General features: G+C 74.0%; 22 protein-coding genes and 1 riboswitch. Of the genes, 8 read left to right on the top strand and 14 right to left on the bottom strand.

What is annotated here, in order from left to right; all coding sequences use genetic code 11:
* Window positions 1-106 precede the first annotated feature (106 nt).
* Together ACZ34W_RS15725 and ACZ34W_RS15720 are read left to right on the top strand one after the other, a co-directional pair.
* A complete protein-coding gene (locus tag ACZ34W_RS15725; RefSeq protein ID WP_329490588.1) occupies window positions 107-904 on the top strand; it encodes an IclR family transcriptional regulator in 798 nt (265 codons plus the stop codon).
* A 179-nt stretch (window positions 905-1,083) separates the two neighbouring features.
* The gene (locus ACZ34W_RS15720; protein ID WP_465604343.1) at window positions 1,084-1,653 is read left to right on the top strand and encodes a hypothetical protein; all 570 of its coding nucleotides are present in this window, start codon (window positions 1,084-1,086) and stop codon (window positions 1,651-1,653) included.
* Window positions 1,654-1,796: 143 nt separating this feature from the next.
* On the opposite strand, the gene ACZ34W_RS15715 is transcribed toward ACZ34W_RS15720, so the two are convergent.
* Window positions 1,797-3,071 (bottom strand): glycoside hydrolase family 16 protein, encoded by a 1,275-nt coding sequence (locus tag ACZ34W_RS15715; protein ID WP_465604341.1) that lies wholly within the window; start codon window positions 3,069-3,071, stop codon window positions 1,797-1,799.
* Between the two features lie 4 nt (window positions 3,072-3,075).
* A riboswitch (cyclic di-AMP (ydaO/yuaA leader) is annotated at window positions 3,076-3,200 on the bottom strand.
* A 426-nt stretch (window positions 3,201-3,626) separates the two neighbouring features.
* Here ACZ34W_RS15715 and ACZ34W_RS15710 point away from each other — a divergent pair.
* Window positions 3,627-3,956 carry a MoaF-related domain-containing protein gene (locus ACZ34W_RS15710; RefSeq protein WP_329490584.1) on the top strand — a complete coding sequence of 110 codons (330 nt, stop codon included), beginning with the start codon at window positions 3,627-3,629 and terminating at the stop codon, window positions 3,954-3,956.
* A 71-nt stretch (window positions 3,957-4,027) separates the two neighbouring features.
* Here the strand turns inward: ACZ34W_RS15710 and ACZ34W_RS15705 are convergent, their stop codons facing one another.
* Together ACZ34W_RS15705 and ACZ34W_RS15700 are read right to left on the bottom strand one after the other, a co-directional pair.
* The gene (locus ACZ34W_RS15705; protein ID WP_465604339.1) at window positions 4,028-5,170 is read right to left on the bottom strand and encodes an alpha/beta hydrolase; all 1,143 of its coding nucleotides are present in this window, start codon (window positions 5,168-5,170) and stop codon (window positions 4,028-4,030) included.
* A 324-nt stretch (window positions 5,171-5,494) separates the two neighbouring features.
* On the bottom strand, window positions 5,495-6,115 hold the full coding sequence (locus ACZ34W_RS15700; protein WP_329490582.1) for a TetR family transcriptional regulator: 621 nt from the start codon (window positions 6,113-6,115) through the stop codon (window positions 5,495-5,497).
* Between the two features lie 337 nt (window positions 6,116-6,452).
* On the opposite strand from ACZ34W_RS15700, the gene ACZ34W_RS15695 reads away from it, so the two are divergent.
* The 3 genes from ACZ34W_RS15695 (at window position 6,453) to ACZ34W_RS15685 (ending at window position 8,910) form a co-directional block, all read left to right on the top strand.
* A complete protein-coding gene (locus tag ACZ34W_RS15695; RefSeq protein WP_465604337.1) occupies window positions 6,453-7,217 on the top strand; it encodes an SDR family NAD(P)-dependent oxidoreductase in 765 nt (254 codons plus the stop codon).
* Between the two features lie 161 nt (window positions 7,218-7,378).
* Window positions 7,379-8,476 (top strand): FHA domain-containing protein, encoded by a 1,098-nt coding sequence (locus tag ACZ34W_RS15690; protein WP_465604335.1) that lies wholly within the window; start codon window positions 7,379-7,381, stop codon window positions 8,474-8,476.
* Window positions 8,477-8,517: 41 nt separating this feature from the next.
* A complete protein-coding gene (locus ACZ34W_RS15685; protein WP_465604333.1) occupies window positions 8,518-8,910 on the top strand; it encodes a hypothetical protein in 393 nt (130 codons plus the stop codon).
* A 574-nt stretch (window positions 8,911-9,484) separates the two neighbouring features.
* On the opposite strand, the gene ACZ34W_RS15680 is transcribed toward ACZ34W_RS15685, so the two are convergent.
* From ACZ34W_RS15680 to ACZ34W_RS15665, 4 genes are all read right to left on the bottom strand, one after another.
* Window positions 9,485-10,444 (bottom strand): phosphotriesterase family protein, encoded by a 960-nt coding sequence (locus ACZ34W_RS15680; RefSeq protein ID WP_465604331.1) that lies wholly within the window; start codon window positions 10,442-10,444, stop codon window positions 9,485-9,487.
* Entirely contained in the window at window positions 10,441-10,857 is a 417-nt protein-coding gene (locus ACZ34W_RS15675) for a carboxymuconolactone decarboxylase family protein (RefSeq protein ID WP_359804297.1), read from the bottom strand. Before ACZ34W_RS15675 ends, ACZ34W_RS15680 begins: the two co-directional genes overlap by 4 nt.
* Window positions 10,858-10,871: 14 nt before the next feature.
* Window positions 10,872-11,492 (bottom strand): DUF4865 family protein, encoded by a 621-nt coding sequence (locus tag ACZ34W_RS15670; protein WP_465604329.1) that lies wholly within the window; start codon window positions 11,490-11,492, stop codon window positions 10,872-10,874.
* A 341-nt stretch (window positions 11,493-11,833) separates the two neighbouring features.
* Window positions 11,834-12,853 (bottom strand): LLM class flavin-dependent oxidoreductase, encoded by a 1,020-nt coding sequence (locus ACZ34W_RS15665; protein WP_329490575.1) that lies wholly within the window; start codon window positions 12,851-12,853, stop codon window positions 11,834-11,836.
* A gap of 400 nt (window positions 12,854-13,253) precedes the next feature.
* On the opposite strand from ACZ34W_RS15665, the gene ACZ34W_RS15660 reads away from it, so the two are divergent.
* A complete protein-coding gene (locus ACZ34W_RS15660; protein WP_465604327.1) occupies window positions 13,254-14,243 on the top strand; it encodes an aldo/keto reductase in 990 nt (329 codons plus the stop codon).
* Window positions 14,244-14,492: 249 nt separating this feature from the next.
* Here ACZ34W_RS15660 and ACZ34W_RS15655 read toward each other — a convergent pair whose 3' ends face one another.
* The 6 genes from ACZ34W_RS15655 to ACZ34W_RS15630 form a co-directional block, all read right to left on the bottom strand.
* The gene (locus tag ACZ34W_RS15655) at window positions 14,493-15,569 is read right to left on the bottom strand and encodes an LLM class flavin-dependent oxidoreductase (protein ID WP_329490573.1); all 1,077 of its coding nucleotides are present in this window, start codon (window positions 15,567-15,569) and stop codon (window positions 14,493-14,495) included.
* A 4-nt stretch (window positions 15,570-15,573) separates the two neighbouring features.
* Window positions 15,574-16,479, bottom strand: a complete 906-nt coding sequence (locus ACZ34W_RS15650; protein WP_329490572.1) for an ABC transporter substrate-binding protein — start codon at window positions 16,477-16,479, stop codon at window positions 15,574-15,576.
* A 56-nt stretch (window positions 16,480-16,535) separates the two neighbouring features.
* Window positions 16,536-17,315, bottom strand: coding sequence for an ABC transporter ATP-binding protein (locus ACZ34W_RS15645; RefSeq protein ID WP_465604324.1), 780 nt, complete (start codon window positions 17,313-17,315; stop codon window positions 16,536-16,538).
* Window positions 17,312-18,118 carry an ABC transporter permease gene (locus ACZ34W_RS15640; RefSeq protein ID WP_329492337.1) on the bottom strand — a complete coding sequence of 269 codons (807 nt, stop codon included), beginning with the start codon at window positions 18,116-18,118 and terminating at the stop codon, window positions 17,312-17,314. The genes ACZ34W_RS15645 and ACZ34W_RS15640 overlap by 4 nt, the downstream gene beginning before the upstream one ends.
* Before the next feature lie 128 nt (window positions 18,119-18,246).
* Window positions 18,247-19,275: an NrtA/SsuA/CpmA family ABC transporter substrate-binding protein gene (locus ACZ34W_RS15635; RefSeq protein ID WP_442906963.1), complete on the bottom strand. Its 1,029-nt coding sequence runs from the start codon at window positions 19,273-19,275 to the stop codon at window positions 18,247-18,249.
* A 127-nt stretch (window positions 19,276-19,402) separates the two neighbouring features.
* The gene (locus tag ACZ34W_RS15630; RefSeq protein WP_465604321.1) at window positions 19,403-20,485 is read right to left on the bottom strand and encodes an ABC transporter substrate-binding protein; all 1,083 of its coding nucleotides are present in this window, start codon (window positions 20,483-20,485) and stop codon (window positions 19,403-19,405) included.
* Window positions 20,486-21,040: 555 nt separating this feature from the next.
* Here ACZ34W_RS15630 and ACZ34W_RS15625 point away from each other — a divergent pair.
* Window positions 21,041-21,823 (top strand): IclR family transcriptional regulator, encoded by a 783-nt coding sequence (locus tag ACZ34W_RS15625; protein WP_329490568.1) that lies wholly within the window; start codon window positions 21,041-21,043, stop codon window positions 21,821-21,823.
* Between the two features lie 76 nt (window positions 21,824-21,899).
* Here the strand turns inward: ACZ34W_RS15625 and ACZ34W_RS15620 are convergent, their stop codons facing one another.
* Window positions 21,900-22,703: a winged helix-turn-helix domain-containing protein gene (locus ACZ34W_RS15620; RefSeq protein ID WP_465604319.1), complete on the bottom strand. Its 804-nt coding sequence runs from the start codon at window positions 22,701-22,703 to the stop codon at window positions 21,900-21,902.
* Between the last annotated feature and the right edge of the window lie 51 nt (window positions 22,704-22,754).

The raw sequence follows: 22,754 nt of genomic DNA, 5'->3' as shown, positions 1-22,754 counted from the left end.
TTCGATTCTGTAAGGTGGAGACTAGTTTCCGCGATACAGAATTTCAACGGTTTGTTGAGGTGATCGCTGGGACTCTACTCCTCCCCCGACAGCGAAGGGAACGCCGGTGGTTGCGACCCCCGACACAGCATCGACGACGGGTCCGGACCGCGCGAGCGGCGGCGTGCAGTCCGTCGAGCGCGCCTTCCTGCTGCTGGAGGCGCTGGCCGACTCCGGCGGCGTGGCGACGCTCAGTGAGCTCTCCACCTCCTCCGGGCTGCCGATGCCCACCATCCACCGCCTGGTTCGTACCCTCGTGCAGCAGGGCTATGTCCGCCAGGACACCGCGCGCCGCTACACCCTGGGCCCCCGGCTGATCCGGCTCGGTGAGACGGCCGGGCGACTGCTCGGCAGCTGGGCCCGCCCCTACCTGGCCGAACTGATGGAGGCCACCGGCGAGACGGCGAACCTGGCCGTGCTGGAGGGCGGCGAGGTGGTGTACGTCGGCCAGGTGCAGTCGCGGCGCTCGATGCGGATGTTCACCGAGGTCGGCCGCCGGGTGCAGCCGCACTGCACGGGCGTCGGCAAGGCGCTGCTGGCCCAGCTGCCCGAGGAGGAGGCGCGGGCCGTGCTCGGCCCGAACCCGCTGCCGGCGCACACCTCCTACACCGTGACCGACCCGCAGGAGCTGCTGGTCCAGTTGGCGCAGGCGCGTGAGCGCGGCTACGTGGTGGACGACCAGGAGCAGGAGATCGGGGTCCGCTGCATCGCGCTCGCGGTACCCGGCGCGCCGACGCCGACGGCGCTCTCCGTCTCCGGCCCGGAGGCCCGGATCCGGGCGCTGGAGGAGCAGGCCGGCGCGGCCTCGCTCGTCCCCGTGATGCACCAGATCGCGGCCCGGCTGGGGCAGGTCCTCGCCCCCTGACGGACGATCACCGCTCCTGCCGCGCAGGGAAGGCCGGGTGGCCTCCGGCGTGCCGTTCCTCCGTTCGGGCGGCCCGAGGGCGGGGTGCGACGAGGACGGCGAGCCGGTCGGTCACGCTGGTGCCGACGCGGCCCGCAACGGTGCGGACCGCCGGAACGCAGAGGGCAGGGTGAGCGACGATGTCGCGCAGAAGGTCCGCACTGAGATTCCTCGGCAGGGCGCTGACGGTGGGGTGCGCGGTGACCGCGCTGGCCGCCGGGTCGGCGGGGGCCGCCTGCCCGGGCGCCGATCCCGCGGTCGGGGACGCCCCGGCGGCGGAGGTCGCGCCACTCGCGGTGCCGGCCCCGTCGAACTCCGACCTGGAGGTGATCCGGCTCGACCCGGACGCCGTCGCGCCGGAGGGCATGGTCACGTTGCACGCCTTCATCGCCAACCGCGGGCCGGACAGGACGGCCTCGCCGTTCACCGTGGTCGTCACCCTGCCGGAGGGTGTCACGCCAAGGGAGCCGTTCTCCCCGGAGAACTGCACCGCGTTCCAGAACGGCCACCGGGTGCGCTGCCAGTTCCCCCCGGGCCTGCCGAGCCTCGAGAGCGCCACGGCACTGATCCCGCTGAAGGTCGGCGCCGACGTCCCCTACGGCGAGCTGCACGGCGGCTACGTCGCCATCAGCAGTGCGGACGACCCGAACTCGGAGAACAACAAGCTGCCGTTCACGATGAACATCGTCGAGCCCCCCGCCAGCTACTGACCGGACCGGCCAGGGCCGTACCGAGCCGGGCCCCGACGGCTCAGCGCGGTACGGCTGTCCTGAGCCGTACCGCGCCGAGTGCGTTCCGGTCCGGGTGCGTTCCGGTCCGGGTGCGTTCCGGTCCGGACCGGGCGCCGATCGGCCTAGCGGTAGACCCGGACGTAGTCCGCGGCGAAGGTGATCGGGGCCGTGCCCTGCGGCGCGGCGTGGTACTGCCCTGCACTCAGGGACAGGTTGAGGATCAGGTACGCGGACCAGTTGGCGCCGACGCCCTTGCCGTCCGAGAACACCTTCGTACCGTTGACGTACCAGTCGACCGAGGTGGCGCCGTAGTGGGTGCCGATGGTGACCCAGCCGTCCTTCGCGATCGCCTTGGCGTCGGTGTAGTACAGGTGGCCCGGGTTGACGTGGTTGGTCAGCTCCAGCAGGTTCGGGTTGTCGGGGTGGTACTCGAAGGAGTCGATCTCCCCGTTGCCGTTCTTCCAGGTCCACAGGGCCGGCCAGGCCCCCGTGCCGGCCGGGAGCTTGACCCGGGTCTCGGCGTAGTCGCCGGTCTTCACCTGGAAGCCCTCGCTGGAGTACTCGGTGGTGAGCAGCCCGGTGTCCCAGGACTTCTTGCCGTTCTCCAGCGTGTTGGCGCCCGGCTTGGCGGTGAACGTGGCGACGCCGCCGGCCACCGAGACGTTGTTCCTGTTCAGCCAGTCCAGCTTGTTGTCGTCCGGGTTGTGGTTGCCGTAGCGGTAGGCGCTGCTCTTGTCGCCCGTCCAGCGCGAGCCGTAGGCGATCGGGCCGTTGAACTCGTCCGACCAGGTCAGCGACTTCCCGGCGACCGGCGCGCCGGTCGCCGGCGCGGTGGGGGCCGGGGCGGTGGGCGACGGCGTGGCGGTCGCGGTGGGCGACGGCGTCGGGGTGGGCTTGGGGGTGGCGGTCGGGCTCGGGGCGGGGGCGACGGTCGCGTCGGAGACCGCGAGCTGGCGCGAGGGCAGGTTGTGCCAGGTACCGCCGAGGTCCTGCCAGAAGCCGAACTGGGTGTACGTCCCGGCGGGCAGGGTGCGGGCACCGGTGGTGATCGACAGGCCGCCGGGGCAGATCTGCGCGTTGGAGACGTTGCCGGGGAAGTCGAGGTTGCGCCCGGCCGCGTCGCGGACGCCGACGCCGACGGTCTTGGCCGTGAAGCAGGACGAGGAGTGGACGGTCAGCGCGGCCGTGGTGGCCTTGCCCGCGACCATGGTGGCCGGGGCGAGCCTGTCCTGGGTGACGGTCGGCGCGGTGGCCGCCTGGGCGCCGGTGAGCGCCGGGACGCCGAGCAGGCCGGCGCCGCTGATGGCGAGCGCTCCGGTGGCGGCGAAGGCGGCCTTGCGGCCTCGGTGGGAGGGGCGGGCGTGGCGCGGGGTCGCGCGCCGGGCAGGCTTCTGCATGGCGGTGTCCTCTGTAGACGCCTGCGAGGTGAGCTGTCGGGTTCGGGCTGAGGTTGCCCGGCCGCCTGTGGGAGCGGCTTCACCCCTAGCCTCGGTCCGCACGCGCGAGCGCGTGGGCCTGGCACTGACCTGGGTCCCCCGCTCCCGTCCGCTGCGGTGCTCGACTGCCGACCGGCGGGTGGACAGGACTCGGCGTCCCGACGGCGGGGTCCGCGAAGACGGACTCGTGCAGGCTAGGCAGGCCGCTCGAATGTCGACAAGCCGACGGGGGGTGTTGTCGCGCAGCTCACAGTGCGAGCCGTCCGGAGTGGATCAAGTCACCGGGGAAGTTGATCAGTTGGAGACGGGGCGGGGCGTGGGGCGGGCGCGGGGCGGCCGACGGGGTCGGCGGCGGGTCGGCGAGCGGGTGGCGGAGGTCCGGCCGGGCGGGGGCGGCGCCGCCCCGGTGTCCGCTCCGTGGCCGGGTGCCCGCATGTCCGCCGCGAAGGTCGGCCGGTCGGATAGGTTGGGAGTCCAGCCGTACCGCACAGACGAGAGACGAGGACCCGCTCCGCCATGACCGCGCCCCTGCCCGCCTTCGCCGGCCGTACCTACCTCTTCCAGGTCGACAACGGCGCGGCCTTCCGCAACGCCTACTCGCCCGACGGCAAGCGGCTGCGCTGGGAGGGCCTCGGCGAGTCGGCGGGCCAGTGGGAGGACGTCGCGCTGCACATCGCCGAGATCGGGCCGGAGCTGTACTTCGTCAGCTGGACCGAGCAGAGCGGCATCACCGTCAGCCACGTGATGGACCTCGGCAGGCTGACGGTGCGCGCGTTCTGGACGTACGAGGGCGAGGGCGGCCGGGTCGGCGAGCTGCACACCGGGACGCTGGAGCCGGTGGCCTGAGCCGTGGCCTGAGCGCTGCTGTACCGGCCGTGCCGCGGCGCCCCGCGCCCGTCCGGGTCAGGGGTCAGAGGTCAGACCGCGCGGTCCGGCACCCTGAGGTGCTGGGAGAGCCACTCCAGCGAGGACGGCAGCAGCCTGCTCCAGGTCTCGAAGTTGTGGCCGCCGGTCCTCATCATGCTGTAGGAGACCTTCATGGGCGCGTGCGCGGCGGCCACGAAGGCCTCGGTGTCCCGGCGGTAGTCGCCGTCGCCCTCCCTGGTCCCGGCCAGCAGGACGGACACCTCGGGCTGCGGCAGGTTCTTCAGCCGCCACATCAGGTCGGCCTCGTTGCGACGCTGCTGGCTGCCCTTGAAGAGGTCCCCGGTCGTCGGGTCGTCGGCGGCCTGGTAGTAGCCGGAGAGCGAGACGGCGGTCGGGAAGACCTCCGGGTGCCGCATGGCGAGCTTGAGGGCGCAGTAGCCGCCGGTCGAGTTGCCCATGAATCCCCAGGCCCGCGGGTCCGAGGAGACCCGGTAGGTCGCCTGGATCGCGGCCGGGACGTCCTTGGTGAAGTACGTCTCCGACTGCGCGCCGCCCGGGATGTCCTCGCACTCGGTGTCCTGCGGGAGTGCGGGCGAGGGGCGCATCAGCACCATCACGGTCGGCTGCATCCGCCCCTCCTGGAGCAGCTTGAGCGCCGCGCCCGGGTAGTTCAGCCGGGTCACCAGGTTCTTCGCGATGCCGGGGAAGCCGGTGCTCACGATCACCGCCGGGAACTGCTTCTGCGCGTACTCCGGCTGGAAGTACTGCGGCGGCAGGTAGACGTACCCCTCGGTGGAGAGCCGTGTGGCGGCACCGTCGATCCGGACCTCGCGGATCTCACCGGACTGCTTCGGGTCGCGACCCAGCGCCCCGCCGCCCTTGACGGACGCGTGCCCGATGGTCTCCACCTGCAGGCGGCCGGACGCGTCCGCCTTGTTCTGGATGACGACCGGGCCGTTGCCGCCGGTGCCGAGCAGGTCGTCCCAGCTGCTGTAGAAGGCGAAGTAGTTGTTGGCCACCAGGCCCAGTGCGGCGAGCACGGTGAGCTGGGTGGCGAGCAGTGCGCCGATCCGGCCGAGCACCGCCTGCCAGGTCGTCTTCGACAGTCTCGGCCACAGCCAGACCGTGCCGGCCATCATCACGACGGCGATCAATACGGTCAGCGCCAGCACCTTGTGGCTCGTCAGACCCATGTCCTACTTGCTCCCACGCCTCGAACTCCCCCATACCCGTCGTCAGGACATCTGTCAGGACAACCGGAACGGCCGCCCCGGTTCCCCCGTCCACCACGGAAGCCACCACCGAGGCGCGATCAACAACCCTAGCGGCCCGCCGGGCCCCCGTGGACCCGCCGACCAGCGGGTATGGCGACCGGGGTGGTGCCGGGACCGCGGGAGAGCGGGCTGGCACGAGCGGAGTGACGGGCAGTGTGACGAGCGGTGTGACGGGCGATGCGACGGGCGATGCGACGGGCGGTGTGACGGGCGATGCGACGGGCGGGCCGGCCTGAGGTCGCGTCAGCTGACGCTGCTCCAGAGGCGCAGACCGGCGGTCAGTTCGCGCATGCACCGGGCGCCCAGCTCCTGGGGCGAGCCGGGCCCGGCGGCGGGGGCGTCGGAGAAGGCCCACTCCTCCAGGGCCACCCGGATGGCGGTGGTCGCGGCGGCGGCCGCGAGCCGGATCTCCAGCTCGTCGGTACCCCGGGGGCAGCGGGCGGTGAGCACCGCGCGCAGCCGCTCCTCCGAATCGGCGTGCACGCGCTGCCAGACCGAGTCGAGACGGGGGTCGCGAAGCAGGTCGCGGGTCCAGTGCATGGCCTCCACGCCCGGGGTGTCGGTGGGCGTCAGCGACTCGACCGCCGAACGCTCCAGCGCCTCGCGGACCGGCAGATCCGCCGAGCTCTCCGCGAAGAGCAGCACCCACCGCCGGCCGCCGGCCGCCAGCAGCGGGGCGACGGCGTCCTCCTTCACGGAGAAGTAGCGGTAGAAGGTGCGCACCGAGATGCCGGAGGCGAGCGCGATCTCCTCGGCGGTGGTCGCCTCGGCCCCGCGCTCGGCGAAGAGCGCGGCGGCGGTACGGGCGATCTCCAGCCGGGTGGTGTCACGGCGGCGCTGGTTCAGGGTGGGGCGTCCGATCACAGCACTCAGCGTACGCGTACCGACGCACGCGGTGGCGCGACGTGCCGGGATGGCGTGTTGTGCCGGGATGGCGCGGCGTGCCGGGATGGCGTGTTGTGCCGGGATGGCGCGGCGTGCCGGGATGGCGTGTTGTGCCGGAGTGGCGTGACTCGCCCGGGTGGCGCGGCGCGCCTCGGCGGCGTTCCGCGCCGGGCGGTCGTCAGCGGTATGACCGTCCAACCGAATCCGCGTGGCACATCGTGCCACTTTGGCCCAGCGCGACTTATTGGCACGACGTGCCACTTCGGCGTACCGTGTCATTCGAGGTCGCGAGACCACGAACGAACGGAGAACCACCATGGAGCGCTTCAGCGGGCGGATCGTCCTGATCACCGGCGGCGGCTCGGGCATCGGCCAGGCCACCGTGCACCGGATCCTCGCCGAGGGCGGGCGGGTCGTCGCGGTCGACGTCGACGAGGACGGCCTGAAGGCCACCCTGGACCGGGCGACCGGTGACGGGACCGCCGACCGGCTGACGACCTCGGTCGTGGACATCTCGGACGAGGCCGCCGTCCGCGCAGGCGTGGCCGAGGCGGTGGCCGGACTCGGCGGGCTCGACGTCCTGGTCAACGCGGCCGGGATCCTGCGCTCCTCGCACACCCACGAGACCAGCCTGGAGTTCTGGAACACGCTGATCGCGGTCAACCTGACCGGCACCTTCCTGATGACCCGCGAGGCGCTGCCGGCCCTGCTCGCCGACGGGCGGGGCGTGGTGGTGAACTTCAGCTCCACCTCCGCGACCTTCGCGCACCCCTACATGGCCGCCTACGCCGCGACCAAGGGCGGCATCCAGTCGTTCACCCACGCGATCGCCTCGGAGTACGCCAAGCGGGGACTGCGCGCGGTCTGCGTCGCCCCGGGCAGCATCGACAGCGGCATGACCAACAACCCGGGCCTGCCCGCCGACGCCGACTTCAGCCTGCTCGCCAAGCTCTCCCCCGCGCTCGGCCAGGGCTTCGCCGGGCCGGAGACGGTGGCCGGCGTGATCGCCATGCTGGCCTCGGACGACGGCGCCTTCGTCACCGGCACCGAGATCCGGATCGACGGCGGCACCCACATGTGACCCCCGACCGGACGGCTGGCCGACCCGGTGGGCCCCGGGGGCTGTCCCGAGGCACCGAGGTGGCCTTTACTGGAGGTGAGGGCACCCGAGCCGGCGGACGGACGCCGCACCGTGTCGCCGCCGCCGGTGGTTCAGCAGCCCGCCCGGCAGGAGGCCGTGCCATGAGCTCACCGTCGCGGGATCAAGCCTTACCCCGTCTCGTCGTCGACACCCCCGGCCGGCTCCAGGGCGAGGTCTTCGAACTGACCGACCGGCCGCTGCTCGTCGGCCGGGACGCCACCTGCCAGATCCGGGTGGGCGAGCCCGGCGTCAGCCGGCGCCACGCCGTGGTGCAGCGGTCGGCCGGTCACACCACCGTCGAGGACCTGGCCTCCACCAACGGCACCCGGCTCAACGGTCACCCGGTGCACGGACAGGAGGAGCTGCACGCCGGGGACGTCCTGGACTTCGGCCCCTTCGAGGTGCACTACGAGGACCCGTGGGAGGCCGCCACCGCCATCCTTCCCGGCCCCGGCACGGGGGACCCGGCGCAGAGCCCGGCGGAGCGGCCCGCCGATGTGACTCGGACCGCCGCGCTGCCGCTCCAGCCGGAGCCGTCGGAGCGCCAGGAGTACCAGGAGCGCCAGGAGTACCGGCAACCGCAGGAGCAGCCGCGCGGGCTGCGGGGTCCGCTCGTACCGCCGTCGGCGCCGCAGCAGCAGTACCCACCACAGCAGTACCCTCCGCCGCCGCAGTACCCGTCGGCGCGGCCGCCCCCGCCGGGCCGCCGCCCGCCACCGCCCGGGCCGCCCGACCGCCCGGCGGCACCGCCGTACGGGGCGGAGCGCCGGTTCGAGGTGGGGCAGCAGCAGGCGGGCAACCTCAGCAACGTCGCGGGCGACCAGTACAACTACGTCACGCAGGCCCGGCGGGAGAGCTTCTTCCGCGAGATCGCGGCAACCCGGACCAGGGCGCGGCACCTGGTGGTGGCGGGCTTCCTGCTCTTCGTGGTCGGCGGCGCGGTCTACGGCTGGGCGATCATCCGCTTCATCGCCGAGACCAACGACGCGGCCAACACCGACAGCCCCGACCTGACCGTGCCCAATGTCCTCGGCCCGGAGATCGGCGGTATGCCGGTGGGCGCCATCGGCTTCGGGGTGGCCGCGATCGGCAGTGTTCTGATCCTCGTCGGAATCGTCCTGCACATCGTGGTCACCTCCCGTCGGCGGCGCTTCGAGTCGGCGGAAGCGCAGCGGCTCCAGGCGCCACCGCCCCGCTGAGACTCCCCAGCGTCCAAGGACCGACTCCCCGGAGGGACGCCATGGTCTTCAACATCGGCAACCAGCAGGGCGGCGTGATCAACAACGTCGCCGGTGACCAGACGGTCCGGGGCGGCCAGACGGGCCACTTCACGGCGGCCGGGCAGGACGTCCGCGCGCTGGTCGGCGAACTCCGCTCCGCCGCCGAGCGGGCGCAGCTGCCACCGGCGGTCGCCCCTCAGGTCCGGACCGAACTCGACGCGCTGGACACGGAGGTCGCGCGACCGGAGCCGGACCGCGAGGCGGTCGCGGGCCGACTCACCAGGATCACCCGCCTGCTCGGCTCGGCCGGTGCACTCGTCGCCGCCGGTACCGGCCTGCTCGGGCCCCTCTCGGCCCTGGCGGGCTGGCTCGGCGCACTGGGACAGCCGATCCTCCGGGCACTCGGCGGCTGACCCGGGCCCCGGCCGGGCGGCCGCCCGCCAACGCGGCACCGCCCGGTCCTCAGCGGTCGGCCCGGGGACGGCGCAGCCCGTACCGGTCCGCCGAACCGCTCTCCGCCTACTCCTCCTCGGCCACCGGCTCGGCACATCGGGCCGGCCGATCCTCCGAGCACTCGGCCTCGGCCGGGCGGCCGCCCGCCAACGCGGCGCCGCGTGGCCCGCAGCACAGGACCGACGGAACGACCAGTGCCCTCTCCGCAGCCCTGACCGGCCTACTCGGACCGCACTCCACCCCCGGGGAACGGCTCGACGCTTCGGACGGCTGTGCCGAACGCGCCGACCCCACCGGCCCGGCAGCACGAGCCCTCGACGAACGCCCACGAGTCGGCCGCCGCGCGCGCCGCGACCGGTATCGGTTTGCCCGGCCCACCGGGCAGCCCGCCCGAGTCCCGGTCGAGCGGCCCCGCCGGGCAGGCAACGCAGCGGGTCGGTGAGCAGCCCGCGGAACAGCCGGTGCACCTGTCATCGGCTCGGACCGCCCCACCCCGGTGGGTGGCAGCCACTGCGGCCCGGCGGCGCAGAGCGCTCAGTGGGGCGCCCAGCGGACGGTCAGGGCCTGGGCGGGGTTGGTGACGAGGAGGCGTCGGGCCAGGTCCGGGCCGAACTCGCGGTCCAGGCGCGGAGCGAGGGCCGTGAGCAGGTGGGTGGGTCCGGGGCTGTGCCGGGCGGTGCGGGTGGTGGTGTCACCGCCGAGGAGCAGCCGGTCGGCGTGGCCGGCCTCGACCAGCGCGGCGACGGTGTCGAACAGGTGGTGGTCGGTGGCGTGATGGGCCCGGGAGGGACCGTCCAGGGCCAGGTAGGCGCCGGAGCCGGCGAGGTGCCGGTGCAGCCGCAGGTCGGGCAGCCGGTTGAGGTGGCCGAGGATCACCCGGTGGGCCGGCACGCCGTGCTGCCCGCAGAGCAGGTCGAGGACCTCCGAGGCGGCGGTCCCGAGTTCGTGGTGGACGGCGATCGGCGCGCCGGTGGCGTGGTGCGCCTCGGCCGCCGCCGCCATCACCCGGCGGGTGTGCGGGCCGAGGCCGTGGTAGTCGCCCGCCACCTTGATCAGTCCGGCCCGGACGCCCGCGGGCGCGGCGCGCAGACCGGTGGTCAGCTCGGCGGTGAACAGCTCGGCGAGCCCTTCGTAGCGCTCGGCCAGCCACCGCGGGTCGTAGTGGACGTCCTGGTGCAGGCCGGTGGCCGCGACCAGGTGGACGCCGGTCGCGCGGGCGAGACCGGGGAGCGCGAAGGCGCCGCGGCCCATGCCGTGCGGGGTCCACTGGACCATCGCCCGGCCGCCGGCCGCCGCGAAGTCGCGCAGCACCCGCTCGGCGGCCGCCGGGTCGTCCAGTTCCTCGCCGGGCAGCCGGGGGCTGCGCAGGAACAGGTGGTCGTGGGCGTCACAGACGCCGAACTCGGCCGGGTCGAGGTCACCCAGAACGGTGCGGACGGCACCGCCCCCGGCGCCGGCGGCAACCTCGGCGGCACTGTCGACAGAAGCGCTCACGCGGCCCGGCCCCCGGTCTCCGCCTCGGCGAAGGCGGTCTTCGCCACCCGCAGGGCGGCCAGGGCCTTGGGCACGCCGACGTAGGGCGCGAGGTGGACCAGCACCTCGGTGATCTCCTCTCTGCTCAGCCCGACCCGCAGGCTGTTGCGGACGTGGTCGGCGAGCTGCGGCTCCACCCCGCCGAGGGCGGTGAGCGCGGCCAGGTTGGCCACCTGGCGGTCGCGCAGCGCCAGCCCGGGCCGCTGGTAGGTGCCGCCGAAGAGGCTGGTGACGATCCAGTCGGCGAAGCCGGGCGCCAGCGCGTCCAGGCCGGTCAGGGTGGCGGCCTGGGTCTGCGGCCCGGCGAGTTCGTCCAGGAGCGCGTAGCCGGCGGCGCGGTCGAGCGGCGCGGGGACGAGGTCGGCGGGGTTCACGGCGTGTGGTCCTTTCACCAGTTGCGGTCGGCGGGCAGCCGGTCGAGTTCGGGGGTCGACAGGTGCAGCACCCGGTAGCGGGTGCCCGGGGCGTCCTCCGGGACCGGGCCGCTCCAGAGCGCGATGCGCAGCAGTTCCCAGCGGTCGGGGTCGACGGCGACGGCCGCCGTGTGCAGCGCCGGGTGGTCGGGCAGGGACGCGAGGGCGGCCTCGACGGCCTCGGCCGGGTCGGCGCCGTCCGGGAGGGGTTCGAGGTCGCGGCTGGCGAAGCCGGCGGACCCGTCCGCGTCGCCGCGCAGCAGACCACCGCGCGGCGGTCCGTCCCGGCGCGGACCTCCGTGGCGCAGACCGGCGCCGAGCCAGTGTCGGACGGCCGGACGGCCGAAGTCGGCGCTCAGGCCCCGGAAGCCCGGGCCCCAGAGGAAGCTGTTCATGCCCTCGGCGGTCCGCCAGAGGTAGAACGGGGCGTACTGGTTGACGGGCGAGTCGTCGCGGCCGCGCTCGCGCACCAGGTACGCCTTGAGGCCGAGGCCGGGGTAGGCGTCGAGCAGGTGGCCCTTCTCGGCGACCCGCCGGTGGATGATCCCCATGTCGTAGTCGGCGGGGAGGGTGATCTCGTACTGCATGGCGTGCACGTCGGGCTCCTGGTGGGGGCTTCGGACAGGGCGGGGCCGCTCACCTCGGCCGGTAGGCGGTCCCGGCCGGCGCGGTACGCGGCGAGCAGCCCGAGGGCGTCCGGGACGGCCCGGTCGAACGGCTCGGCCGTACCGGCGGCGCGGGCGAGCACGTAGCCGCCCCGGACGACGGCGACCATGACCGCGGCGATGACGTCCGGGTTGCCGTTGCCATGCGGCGACTGTACCTACTGGTACGTCCGATGTACATACCAGTAGGTACAGAACCACGACGGCGGCTGCCGGAGCCCCGCGAGGCGACCGGCCTCACCGGGTGACGGCGGTGCGCGCGGGGCCGCCGGTCAGGGCAGCTCGCGGCGGATCACCGGGGCGACCTCGGCGGCGAACAGCTCCAGCTGCTCGTGCTGGACCTCCTCGGTGAGGGCGTCCACGCCGATGCCCACCACCTCGTTGCCGAACGCCTCGTGATAGCGGTGGATCTTCTCGATCACCTGCTGCGGGCTGCCGACCAGCGCCGAGCCGCGCTCCAGCGCGTCCTCCAGCGACTCGAACGGCGAGTTGTTGTGCCTTCCGGCCGCCGAGCCGAGCAGGGCGTCCCAGTACGGGCGGAAGCCCTCGATCGCGTCCTGCGAGCGCCTGGCGACGAACAGGCCGCCGAAGCTCGTCCCGACCCGGGCGTCCTTGGGGTCGCGGCCGTAGTGCTCCCAGCGCTCGCGGTAGTGGTCGACCAGCGCCTTGTACTTGGCCAGCGGATGGAAGGAGTTGGCGGAGAACAGCGGGTCGCCGAAGCGGGCGGCGAGGTCGGTGGACTGTTCGCTGGTCGCGCTGCCGTGCCAGACCGGGATCGGGTCCTGGTACGGACGCGGCGAGGTGGTGACCTCCCTGAGCGGCGGGCGGGTGCTCCCCTCCCAGCTGACCTTCTCCTCCCGCCAGAGCCGGTGCAGCAGTCCGTAGTTCTCGGCCAGTGCGTCCCACTGGCGGTCCTCCGGCAGCCCGAACAGGTCGAAGTGGCGCGGGTCATTGCCCTTGCCGATGATCAGTTCGAGTCGGCCGCCGGAGAGTTGGTCGAGCACCGCGTAGTCCTCCGCGACCCTCACCGGGTCCAGGATGCTGAGCACCGTGACGGTGGTGAAGAGCCGGATCGTGGAGGTGCGGGCAGCGATGGCGCTGAGCAGCACGGGGGGCGCCGGGGAGAGGAACGGTTCGCCGTGCCGCTCCCCCACGCCGTAGCCGTCGTAGCCGAGCCGTTCGGCGGTGACGGCCTGGTCGATGACGTTGTGCAGCTTCTCGTAGGTCGTGCGCCGCACTCCGGTGACGGGGTCGGGTCCGTTGGAGACGAGGGACGAGACGGTGAACCGCATGGCGGTCTCCTTGTGGGGCGTTCGGTGGTCGCTCGGCGGGGTGCGCCGGCGCTCGGCGGGGATCCACCGGGGAGGTCCGGGGATCCGGAGGGAAACGGGGATCCCGGGGGAACGGGGATCCCGGGGGGAACGGCGGCGCGGCGCACCCGGGCCCCGGCGGCCCCGCGCCCAGGGGCCGATCGCGCTCACACGGGAGCGGCGGCGGGGCGGGAGAGGAGCTTGGGCGGCGGCGGCGTCAGCGCGAGCCGCGGACGGGGCGACAACAGCGCGGGAGAGCTGCGCAGATGGTCATACCGGCTCCCCTTCGCCTCGCACACACACGATCCACCGCGAGCATATGCACCGGTCAGGGGCGGGGCAAGAGCTTGATCGGGGCGACGGTCCTGGCAGGATGTCCGGCATGACGTACCTCGCCGCGGATGACCGCTATGCCTCGATGACCTACCGCCGGGCCGGCCGCAGTGGCGTCCAGCTGCCCGCCGTCTCGCTCGGCCTGTGGCACAACTTCGGTGACGCCCAGCCGCTGGAGGTGCAGCGGGCGGTGCTGCGCCGCGCCTTCGACCGGGGCGTCACCCACTTCGACCTGGCGAACAACTACGGCCCGCCGTACGGCAGCGCCGAGCGCAACTTCGGCTACCTCTTCGCGCAGGACTTCCGCCCGTACCGGGACGAGATGTTCATCGCCAGCAAGGCGGGCTGGGACATGTGGCCCGGCCCGTACGGCGACGGCGGCAGCCGCAAGTACCTGCTGGCCAGCCTGGACCAGTCGCTGGGCCGGATGGGCCTGGACTACGTGGACGTCTTCTACTCGCACCGCCACGACCCGGACACCCCGCTCGAAGAGACGATGGGCGCGCTGGACTCGGCCGTCCGCTCGGGGAAGGCCCTGTACGCGGGGATCTCCAACTACCCGGCCGAGCAGCACCGGGAGGCCGTCGCGATCCTGCGCGAGCTGGGCACCCCGGCCCTGCTGAACCAGTCCGCCTACTCGATCCTCGACCGCTCCGTGGAGGAGGGGGTGCTGGACGCGGTCGGCGACACCCGGACCAGCCTGATCGCCTACTCCCCGCTCGCCCAGGGGCTACTGACGGACCGCTACCTCTCCGGTGAGGTGCCCGCCGGGTCGCGGATGTCGGTCGGGCGGTTCCTGAACAAGGAGGCGCTGACCGGCCCGAAGCTGGAGCAGCTGCGCTCGCTGAACAACGTCGCCGAGCGGCGCGGGCAGACCCTCGCCCAGCTGGCGCTGTCCTGGGTGCTCCGCGACGACCGGGTGGCATCGGTGATCATCGGCGCGAGCAGCGTCGCCCAGCTCGACCAGAACATCGACGCGCTGAACGGCGGCCCGCTGACCGCCGAGGACCTCGCGGAGATCGACGCGCTGAGCCGCTGAGCCGTCCTGGCCGTCTGATCCGGCCGGTCCGAAGTCCCGGCAGTCCGTACAGTGCCGCCCCGAGCTTCCTCGGGCGACTCCGCGTGACCTGCCGGGACTTCGGGCGTTGTACCGTCCGCACACGTCCTTCGAGACCCTGGAGTCCCCGTGCGGACGCTCCTCCTGCGCACTCTCGCGCGCTTCGCCCGACAGCTGGCACTGACCTCGCCGGTGCCGTTCCCCGTGCTGCCGGGCACCTTCGCCCCTCCGCTAACGGCGGCCCACGCCGAGCGCGGGTAGCACCGTCTCGGCGACCCGGTGCGCCTCTTCGAGCAGCGGGTTGCCGGAGAGGATGAAGGTGTCCACACCGAGCGATTCGAACTCCTGGAGACGCTCGACCACCTGGGCGGTCGAACCGACCACCGCCGTACCGGGGCCGGGGCGGAACAGGCTCATCCCGGGCCACAGGTTCGGGTGGCTCTCCAACTCCCTCGCCCGCGCGGGCACTCGGCCCCCGTGCTGGCGGAACTGGCGCTGCCAGCCGACGCCGTCCTCACCGGTCGCCCCGCCGAGCTGCCGGGCGTAGGTGGCCTCGCTGGTGACGTCGAGCAGCCGGTCGGCGGCGGCCCAGGCCTCGTCCTCGGTGTCGCGGACGATCAGGTGCAGCCGCAGGCCGATCCGCAGGGTGCGCCCGTACGCGGCGGCGCGCTCGCGGACCAGGTCCAGCTTCTCCCGGAGCTGCTGGGGCGGTTCGCCCCAGGTCAGGTAGACGTCCACGTGCTCGGCGGCCATCTCGATACCGGCCGCCGAACTGCCGCCGAACCAGAGCGGGATGCCGCCCGGCTGGACGGGAGCGAGTTCGCGCAGGCTCGCGCCGGCGTTCTTCAGGTCGTAGAACTCGCCTTTGTGGTCGAAGACCTCACCGGAGGTGAGGCGCCGGACGATCGACCAGTACTCGGCACTCAGCCGGTACCGGTCGTCGTGCTCGACGTCCAGGCCGTACTCGCGCAGCTGCGCGGTGGAGCCGTTCACGACGTTGAACCGGAGCCGGCCGCCGTGCAGGTGGTCGAAGCTGAGCGCCATCTTCGCCAGCAGGGTGGGCGAGATGAGCCCGGGGTGGACGGCCAGCAGCGGCTTGAACGCGGGGGTGGTGGCGGCGGCCAGCGCGTTGCCGAGGTCCCAGACGTCGTAGAGGTCGGTCGCCAGCAGCGCACCGGTGTAGCCCAGGCGCTCGACGCTGCCCGCGAGTTGCTGGAGGTAGCGCAGGTCGACCGGGCGTCGGCCGGCCGGTTCCCAGGGGTAGTGGCCCTCGCGCGGGATGATGTACCAGAGGACTTCGGAGGCCATCGGGTCAGACCGCCTTGGCGAGTGCGGCGGCCACCGGGGCCTCCAGCGCGGGCAGATGGGCGTCGGCGACGGTCAGCGCGCGGTCGATGAAGCCGACGCCGTGGAAGATGTCCGCGGCCTCCTGCTGCTCGGCGACGAACTCGGCGGTGGCGGGCTCCAGCCGCCACGGCAGGGCGGTCAGCGCCTGCTCCCAGTCCTCCACCGCCCCGCCCAGGTCGGCGGCGGCGATCGCGGCCGCCTCGGCCGGGTGGGCGGCCACCCAGGCATCGGCCCGGCGCAGCGCGGCCGCGATCGCCGCCACCACCTCGGGGCGCTCGGTGGCGAAGTCCCGGCGGGTGAAGAACACCGAGCGGTCGGTGATGACGTCACCGGTGCGGATCAGCTCGCGGAACCGCCCGCTCCGGCGGGCGGCGGCCAGTTCGGCGCCCTGGGCGATCCAGCCGAGGATCTCGCCGTCGCGCAGCCGCTGCGCCTGGTCCTCGTCGGCGGCCGGGCGGACCGGGGTGATGTCGGTCGCGTAGGAGAGGCCCTCGGCGTGCAGCGCCTTGGCCAGCAGGTGGGTCTGCCAGGAGCCGACGGCCAGCACGACGGTGCCGCCCCTCAGGTCGGCGACGGAGGCCACCGGGCCGTCGGCGAGCACCAGCAGCGCACCGTGGTCGGGGCGGGGAGCGGAGACCGCCGCGTACACCAGGTCGTGGCCGGCGGCCTGGGCGGTGACCGGCGGGGTGGAGCCGGTGCCGCCGAAGTCGATGGTGCCGTCGGCCAGCAGGGCGCCCGTACGGGTGCCGTCGGCGTAGTGGTGGAAGACGCCGGTCTCACCGAGCGGGGCCAGCTCCTCGGCCAGGTGGTCCAGCCGGGAGAGGTAGTAGAGCGAGGGGTTGCTGGCGTGGACGCCGAGGGTGATGGCCATGGTGATCTCCGGTGTACTGGCGGGGACTTGGGGGGTGGGGAATGCGGAGCGCGGGGTCAGTGGACGCCGAGGTCGGCGAGCAGGCGGCGGCGCAGCTCGGCGAAGGCCGGGTCGGCCGGGTCCCGGGGGCGCTCGACGGCGACCCGCTCGTCGCGGACCAGCCTGCCGTCCCGCAGGACGGCGACCCGGTCGGCGAGCCGGACGGCCTCCTCCACGTCATGGGTGACCAGCAGGACGGCCGGGCGGTGGCGGCGGACGAGGTCACCGACCAGGTCCTGCATCCGTAGCCGGGTGAGGGCGTCCAGGGCGGCGAACGGCTCGTCCAGGAGGAGGAGTTGCGGCTCCCGGACGAGCGCCCGGGCGAGCGCCGCCCGCTGCGCCTCACCGCCGGAGAGGGTGGCCGGCCAAGCGTCGGCGTGCTTCTCCAGCCCGACCTCGGCGAGTGCCCGCAGGGCGGTCTCCCGGGTCGCGGCGCCGCGCGGCAGCCCGACGGTGACGTTGGCGAGCACCCGCTTGGACGGCACCAGGCGGGGCTCCTGGAAGACCACCGTGCGGACCGGCGGAACGAGCACCGTACCGGCGTCGGCCCTGTCCAGGGCGCCGAGGATCCGCAGCAGGGTGGTCTTGCCGGTTCCGCTGGCACCGAGCAGGGCGACGAACTCGCCCCGGGCGATGGACAGGTCCACCCCGTCGAGGACGGCCCGGGTGCCGAAGACCCGGCGCAGGCCGCGCAGGTGGACGGCGGGGGCGCCGTCCCCGGCCGCGACGGCGCCGGTGGTCGGGGTCGCGGTGGCGGTCGGGGACGCGGTGGTGGCGGTGGTGGTCGGGGTGCTCATCGGCCCGCTCCTTGGGTGGCCTTGCGCCAGGGCATCAGGAAGCGCTCCAGGAGGCGGACCACACCGTCCGCGGTGAGGCCGAGCAGCCCGTAGATCAGGATGCAGACGGCGAGGACGTCGGTGCGCGAGAAGTTCTGCGCCTGGGCCATCAGATAGCCGATGCCCTCGGTGGAGTTGATCTCCTCGGCGGCGATCAGCGCGATCACACTGAGCGTCATCGAGAGCCGCAACCCGGAGAGCAGCGAGGGCAGCGCACCGGGCAACACCACGGTGCGGACGATCGCCCAGCGTCCGAGACCGAAGCTGCGCATCGCCTCGATCAGCTTGCGGTCGGTGTTGCGCACGCCCCCGGAGGTGGAGACGTACATCGGGAAGCTGGTCGCGACCCCGATCAGGGCGATCTTCGCCGTCTCGGTGATGCCGAACCAGACCATGAAGAGCGGGACCAGGGCGAGGAACGGCACCGTGCGCAGGACCTGCACCGCGGAGTCCAGCAGCTCCTCGCCCAGCCGGAAGAACCCGGTGACGACGCCGAGCACCAGCCCGGCGCCGGCCCCGAAGACCAGGCCGAGGCCGGCCCGGGTGAGCGAGACGGTGAGCGCGTCGGTGAGCTGGCCGTTGCCCCAGAGCTCGCCGACCGCGTCGGCGACCTGGGCGGGCGAGGCGAGCACGTCCTGGGTGAGCGCCCCGGTGGCGGAGGCCAGCGCCCAGCCGCCGAGCAGGGCGAGCGGGCCGATGGTGCGCAGGATCAGCGCGACGGCGCGGGGGCGGGGCGCGGGCAGCCGGGTGCGCGGGGCGACCAGACCGGCTTCGAGGGCCGCGACGGTGCCGTCGTCGGCGGTGGCGGCCCCGGTGGCGGCGTCCCCGGTGGCGTCCCCGGTGGCGTCCCCGGTGGCCTCCCGGGTGACGGCGGGCGCGTCGGTCACGGTGCTCACTTGGCACCGTCCGCGAGGGTGGCGATGTCGATCAGGTACGGCTTGACGTCGACCAGCTGCTTGGTGACCTTCTGGTCGGCGAAGAACGCCGCCACCGTGGCGAAACGGGCGGTGTCGGCCTCGGTGATGACGTCGGCGGTGGCGCTCTGCCGGGTGACGGCGACCGCGATCTCCTTCTCGGCGGGGGTGACGGCGGTCGGCCCGGAGTCGGTGAACACGTTGAGGTAGCCCGCCGGGTCCGCCTTCTCCTTCAGGCCGCCGTCGTGCAGGTAGGCGTAGAAGGCCTTGACCACCTCCGGGTGCTTGTCGGCGAAGCCGTTGCGCACCGCCCAGACCGCGTAGTTGTCGGAGCCGACCTCCTTGCCGTTGACCAGGAAGTGCGCGCCGGAGTTGGCGATCGACGGGGTGGAGAAGGTGTTCCAGGTCGCCCAGGCGTCCACCTGGCCGGAGTTGAAGACGCCCGAGGTCTGGTCGGCGCGCAGGTAGACGCGTTCGACCCGATCGGCCGGCACGCCGCTCTTCTCCAGGGCCTTGAGCAACAGGTACTCGCTGGTGCCGCCCTGGCTCACCGCGACCTTCCGGCCGGCCAGGTCCTGGACGGACTTGATGGGCGAGTCGTTCTTCACCAGGATGCCCTCGCCCACGCCGTCCGGCGCCGTCTGGGCGAACAGCTTGAAGCCTGGCTTCTGCGCCAGGGCGGCGACGGCCGAGGTGATCGACCCCAGCGCGACGTCGAGCTGGTCGGCGGAGAGCGCCTGGGCGGCAGGGGCGAACGGGCCGGCGCTCCCCGTCCAGGCGACCTTGGCGTGGACGGCGGCGAGGGCCCGGTCGAGCGAGCCGTCCTTCTTGCCCAGGGCGAGGAAGCCGCTGTTGCCCGGGTCCGGCAGGCGCAGCACCACCTCGGCCCTGCCTCCCCCGTCGGCGGAGGCCTTGGCGCCACCGGCGGACGAACCGCAGGCGGCCAGGGCGGTGGTGGTGAGCAACGCGGTGGCGGCGAGGGCGAGGCGGCGGGTCTTCACGGTCAGCTCCAGGGGAATCGGCAGGCCGGCGGGCGCGGCAGTGGGCAGGACAGCGGCGGGGGCGGCGGGGGGCAGGTCAGCGACGCGGACAGGGCGGCGCGGCGGGCGGGGCGGCGGCGTGGGGTGAGCGGCCTCAGGCCGGCCCCGCCGCGGCGCGGCGGGCGGCGAGCAGGGCGCGGGCGGCGCGCAGCGGCTCGGGGTCCGCCCAGGCGGCGACGTCGACGGGGGCGGCGAGGAAGCCCTGGTGGCGCAGGAAGCGCTCCTGCTGCTCCAACAGGCCGAGGCGCTCCTGCGAGAGGTCGAGGTGCAGGGTGCGGTGACCGCCCGCCGCGTAGGCCCCGGCGACGCCCTCGGCGCCGGCGCCGGTCTCGGCCCGCAGGATCCGGGCCACCTCGGCGGGGTTCCCGGCGGCCCAGTCGGCGGCCTCCAGGAGGACGGCCAGGAAGCGGGCGACCAGGTCCGGACGCTCGTCCAGCAGCCGCTGGTGGACGGTGACCGGGCGCGGTGTGCCGTTGTTGACCCGGCGGCGGCGGTCCGGCACGGCGTCCAGCTCGATCGCGACCTCGGCGCCGATCCGGCGGGCCGCCTCGACGGCCAGCGCGCCCTTGACGTACACCGCGTCCACCACGCCGTCGCGCAGCGCGGCCAGTTCGGCGGCCCACTGCCCACCGCCCGGGGCGGCCGGGACGTCGACCAACTCGGCGTCGTCCAGGGTGAGTCCGGCCGTGGCGAGGGCGCCGTGCAGGCCGGCCAGGGCCATCGCCCGCCAGAAGTCGATGCCGATCCCATGGCGTGGGACGGCCAGTCGCAGCCCGCGCAGCTGCCCGGGCGAGCCGATCCCGCTGCCGGCCCGGACCAGGACGACCTGACGCTCCTCGATCCAGGTGAGACCGATCAGCCGGGTCCGCTCGCCGCGCGAACGGGCCCAGAGCGCGGGCACGTTGCCGCCTTCGCGGAACAGGCCGGTGAGGGCGTGGGTGTAGTGGTGGTCGGCGGCCACCTCCGGCGGGGCGTCCTGGAGCGAGCGGACGGTGATGCCGTCGGCGGCGAACTCCCGGGCGAAGCGGCCCTGGTCGGCGGCGATGCCGGTGGCGGTGGGGACGGGGCAGCGGGTGAACCAGAGCGTGTCCGGGGCGTCGGCTGCGACACCGGCCGCCGCGGCGGGTTCGGCGTCGGAGGGGGCGGCATCGGCGGTGGAGCGGACGTGGCTGGGCACGGTGGCGGGTCCTCTGGCTGGGCGGATACGGGCAGCGGCGGGGCGCGGCACCGGGCGTGGTCGGTCGGAGGGAGGGGGTTGAGCGGAGGGCTGGGCAGCGGGCTGCACGGGGGCCGACCGGGGAACCGGGCGGGGAGCGGGCGGGCGGTCCGGCCGTGACGCGGCCGGGCGAAGGGCCCACGGCGGCGCGGGAGGGCACCGACCTGGGAGGACCCGGGGCGCGGTGCGGCGTTTCGACCGACTCGGGGGCTACGGCGGGTCAGCGACAACAGGTGCAGGGGGCGGAGCACCGGTGGGTCGTCACGGCGCTGCTCCTTCCTGCCGGTTGGGTGGCCTGGGCGACAACTCGGGCTCCGGACGGGGCCGTCCGGGGCGATGTGCCGAGCGTTCCACGGCGAGGGAGCGCGAAGCAAGCTTTTGCCACATCGTGGGATCAGTTGTTCATCAACGCCATCCCATTGCAATGCCACCGACACAATTCCGCAGCAGCGGCTGCCATAGTCTGGAACCGACCCCGGTGGACCCGCCGGGGCGCCGGACCGAACGCGAGGTGCCATGGCCGAGGCCGCCACCGCCGTCCAGAGCCCGCCGACCGGTGCACAGGCCGTCCAGCGGGCCCTCGGGCTCCTGCACTGCTTCCACGACAACGGCCCCGACCTGAGCGCCTCGGACCTGGCCCGCCGGATGGACCTCTCGGTCTCCACCGCGCACCGACTGGCCCGCACCCTGGTCAGCGCCGGCTTCCTGGAGCAGGACGAGCAGACCGCCCGGTACCGGCTCGGCCCGGCCGTCGCCGAACTCGGCCAACTCAGCTTCCACCAGCGGGGGCTGCACCTGGCCGCACCCGAACTGGACCTGCTCGCCAAGCGCACCGGGGCCACCGCGGACCTCGCCATCCGCAGCGGCCCGCACGCGGTCATCCTGGTCGGCGCCTCCGTGCGCCCGGACACCGGGCTCGGACTGCGGCGCCCGCTGCACTCGACGGCGCTGGGCAAGGTCCTGCTGGGCTGGCCGCGCCCCGGCGAGCCGCAGCCTTCGACGATCGGCCCGCTGCTGCCGTTCACCGACCGGACCATCACCGAACCCGCCCGTCTCGACGAGGAGTTGGCGAAGGTGCGGGCCGCCGGCTACGCGCTGAACGACGGCGAGTCGGCGGCCGGGGTCCGCACCGTGGCCGTCCCGGTACTGGACGGCGCCGGGCAGGCCCGGTTCGCGCTGGCCGTCCGCTCGACTCCGGCGCACCTGACCGACGACCGGCTGGACTGGTTCCTGGGGCACGCGCGGACCTGCGCCGCCGCACTGGCCGTCCTGCTGCTGCCGCCCGACCAGCGGGCCTGACCGACCGTCATTCATGCGACACGGGCCGGGCGTTCGAAGGAACGCCCGGCCCGTGACGACGGGATTCAGCAGCGGGTCACGCCACCGGGGTGTACTTGTAGCCGACCCGGCGGACCGTGACGATGCTGTCGCGGTAGGCCGCGCCGAGCTTGCGGCGCAGGCGCGCCACGTGCACGTCCACCGTGCGGCCGTCGCCCACGTGGCCGTAGCCCCAGACGGCGGAGACCAGGTGGTCACGGGTGTGCACCCGCTGCGGGTGCTCGGTCAGGTGCGCCAGCAGCTCGAACTCCAGGTAGGTGAGGTCGAGCAACCGCCCGTCGACGTAGGCGTTGCGCCGCTCGGTGTCGACCGAGATGCCGTGACCGGCGGGCCGGACCGGGCGGGCGGCCTGCGGCTGGACCTGAGCGCGGGGCCGGGTCGGGTCCGGCGCCTGCGCGGCGAGGAGCGGGGCGCCCTGAACGTGCTGGCCGGGGCCGACCGCGGCGGCGCCGCCCTCGGCGGGCACCAGCACCAGGTAGCCGACCATCGGATGGCCGGCCGAGGCGCCGAACTGCGCGCCGTACTGGGCGAGCAGGGCCTGCGGCAGCGCCCCCTGCGGGAGCGCGGCGACGACGGTGGCCCCCTCCGGCAGCGCGGCGAGCAGGGCCTGCGCGACCTGGCCGCCCTGCGGCGCCGGGGCCGCGACCGGGGCGGGCGCCACGAAGTGCGACGGCGCCTGGCCGACCTGGTGGTGCGGCCCCGACTGGTGCTGGGGGGCGGCGGGGTGCGGCGGGATCGTGGCGCCGTGCCATCGTTCGGCGCTCGACGGGACGGAGCGGACCGCGCGCAGGTGCGGGGTCGCGGCGGGAAGGGGAAGGGTGGCCGTGGAGGAGGAAGACATGGTGCCGCTCATTTCGCGCGTGACGGACGGGGTGGAGTCGTCTGCGCGTCG

The sequence above is a fragment of the Kitasatospora sp. NPDC022856 genome (genome assembly GCF_055561235.1).
Note: the sequence above shows the minus strand (reverse complement) of the source record. Positions and strands in the feature narration are given on the sequence as shown.

Bases quoted from the DNA above. Each gene is read 5' to 3' on its own strand.
- ACZ34W_RS15720 (WP_465604343.1), top strand. From the start codon at position 1,084: ATGTCGCGCAGAAGGTCCGCACTGAGATTCCTCGGCAGGGCGCTGACG.
- ACZ34W_RS15715 (WP_465604341.1), bottom strand. From the start codon at position 3,071: ATGCAGAAGCCTGCCCGGCGCGCGACCCCGCGCCACGCCCGCCCCTCC.
- ACZ34W_RS15710 (WP_329490584.1), top strand. From the start codon at position 3,627: ATGACCGCGCCCCTGCCCGCCTTCGCCGGCCGTACCTACCTCTTCCAG.
- ACZ34W_RS15705 (WP_465604339.1), bottom strand. From the start codon at position 5,170: ATGGGTCTGACGAGCCACAAGGTGCTGGCGCTGACCGTATTGATCGCC.
- ACZ34W_RS15695 (WP_465604337.1), top strand. From the start codon at position 6,453: ATGGAGCGCTTCAGCGGGCGGATCGTCCTGATCACCGGCGGCGGCTCG.
- ACZ34W_RS15690 (WP_465604335.1), top strand. From the start codon at position 7,379: ATGAGCTCACCGTCGCGGGATCAAGCCTTACCCCGTCTCGTCGTCGAC.
- ACZ34W_RS15685 (WP_465604333.1), top strand. From the start codon at position 8,518: ATGGTCTTCAACATCGGCAACCAGCAGGGCGGCGTGATCAACAACGTC.
- ACZ34W_RS15665 (WP_329490575.1), bottom strand. From the start codon at position 12,853: ATGCGGTTCACCGTCTCGTCCCTCGTCTCCAACGGACCCGACCCCGTC.
- ACZ34W_RS15660 (WP_465604327.1), top strand. From the start codon at position 13,254: ATGACGTACCTCGCCGCGGATGACCGCTATGCCTCGATGACCTACCGC.
- ACZ34W_RS15655 (WP_329490573.1), bottom strand. From the start codon at position 15,569: ATGGCCTCCGAAGTCCTCTGGTACATCATCCCGCGCGAGGGCCACTAC.
- ACZ34W_RS15650 (WP_329490572.1), bottom strand. From the start codon at position 16,479: ATGGCCATCACCCTCGGCGTCCACGCCAGCAACCCCTCGCTCTACTAC.
- ACZ34W_RS15645 (WP_465604324.1), bottom strand. From the start codon at position 17,315: ATGAGCACCCCGACCACCACCGCCACCACCGCGTCCCCGACCGCCACC.
- ACZ34W_RS15625 (WP_329490568.1), top strand. From the start codon at position 21,041: ATGGCCGAGGCCGCCACCGCCGTCCAGAGCCCGCCGACCGGTGCACAG.
- ACZ34W_RS15620 (WP_465604319.1), bottom strand. From the start codon at position 22,703: ATGTCTTCCTCCTCCACGGCCACCCTTCCCCTTCCCGCCGCGACCCCG.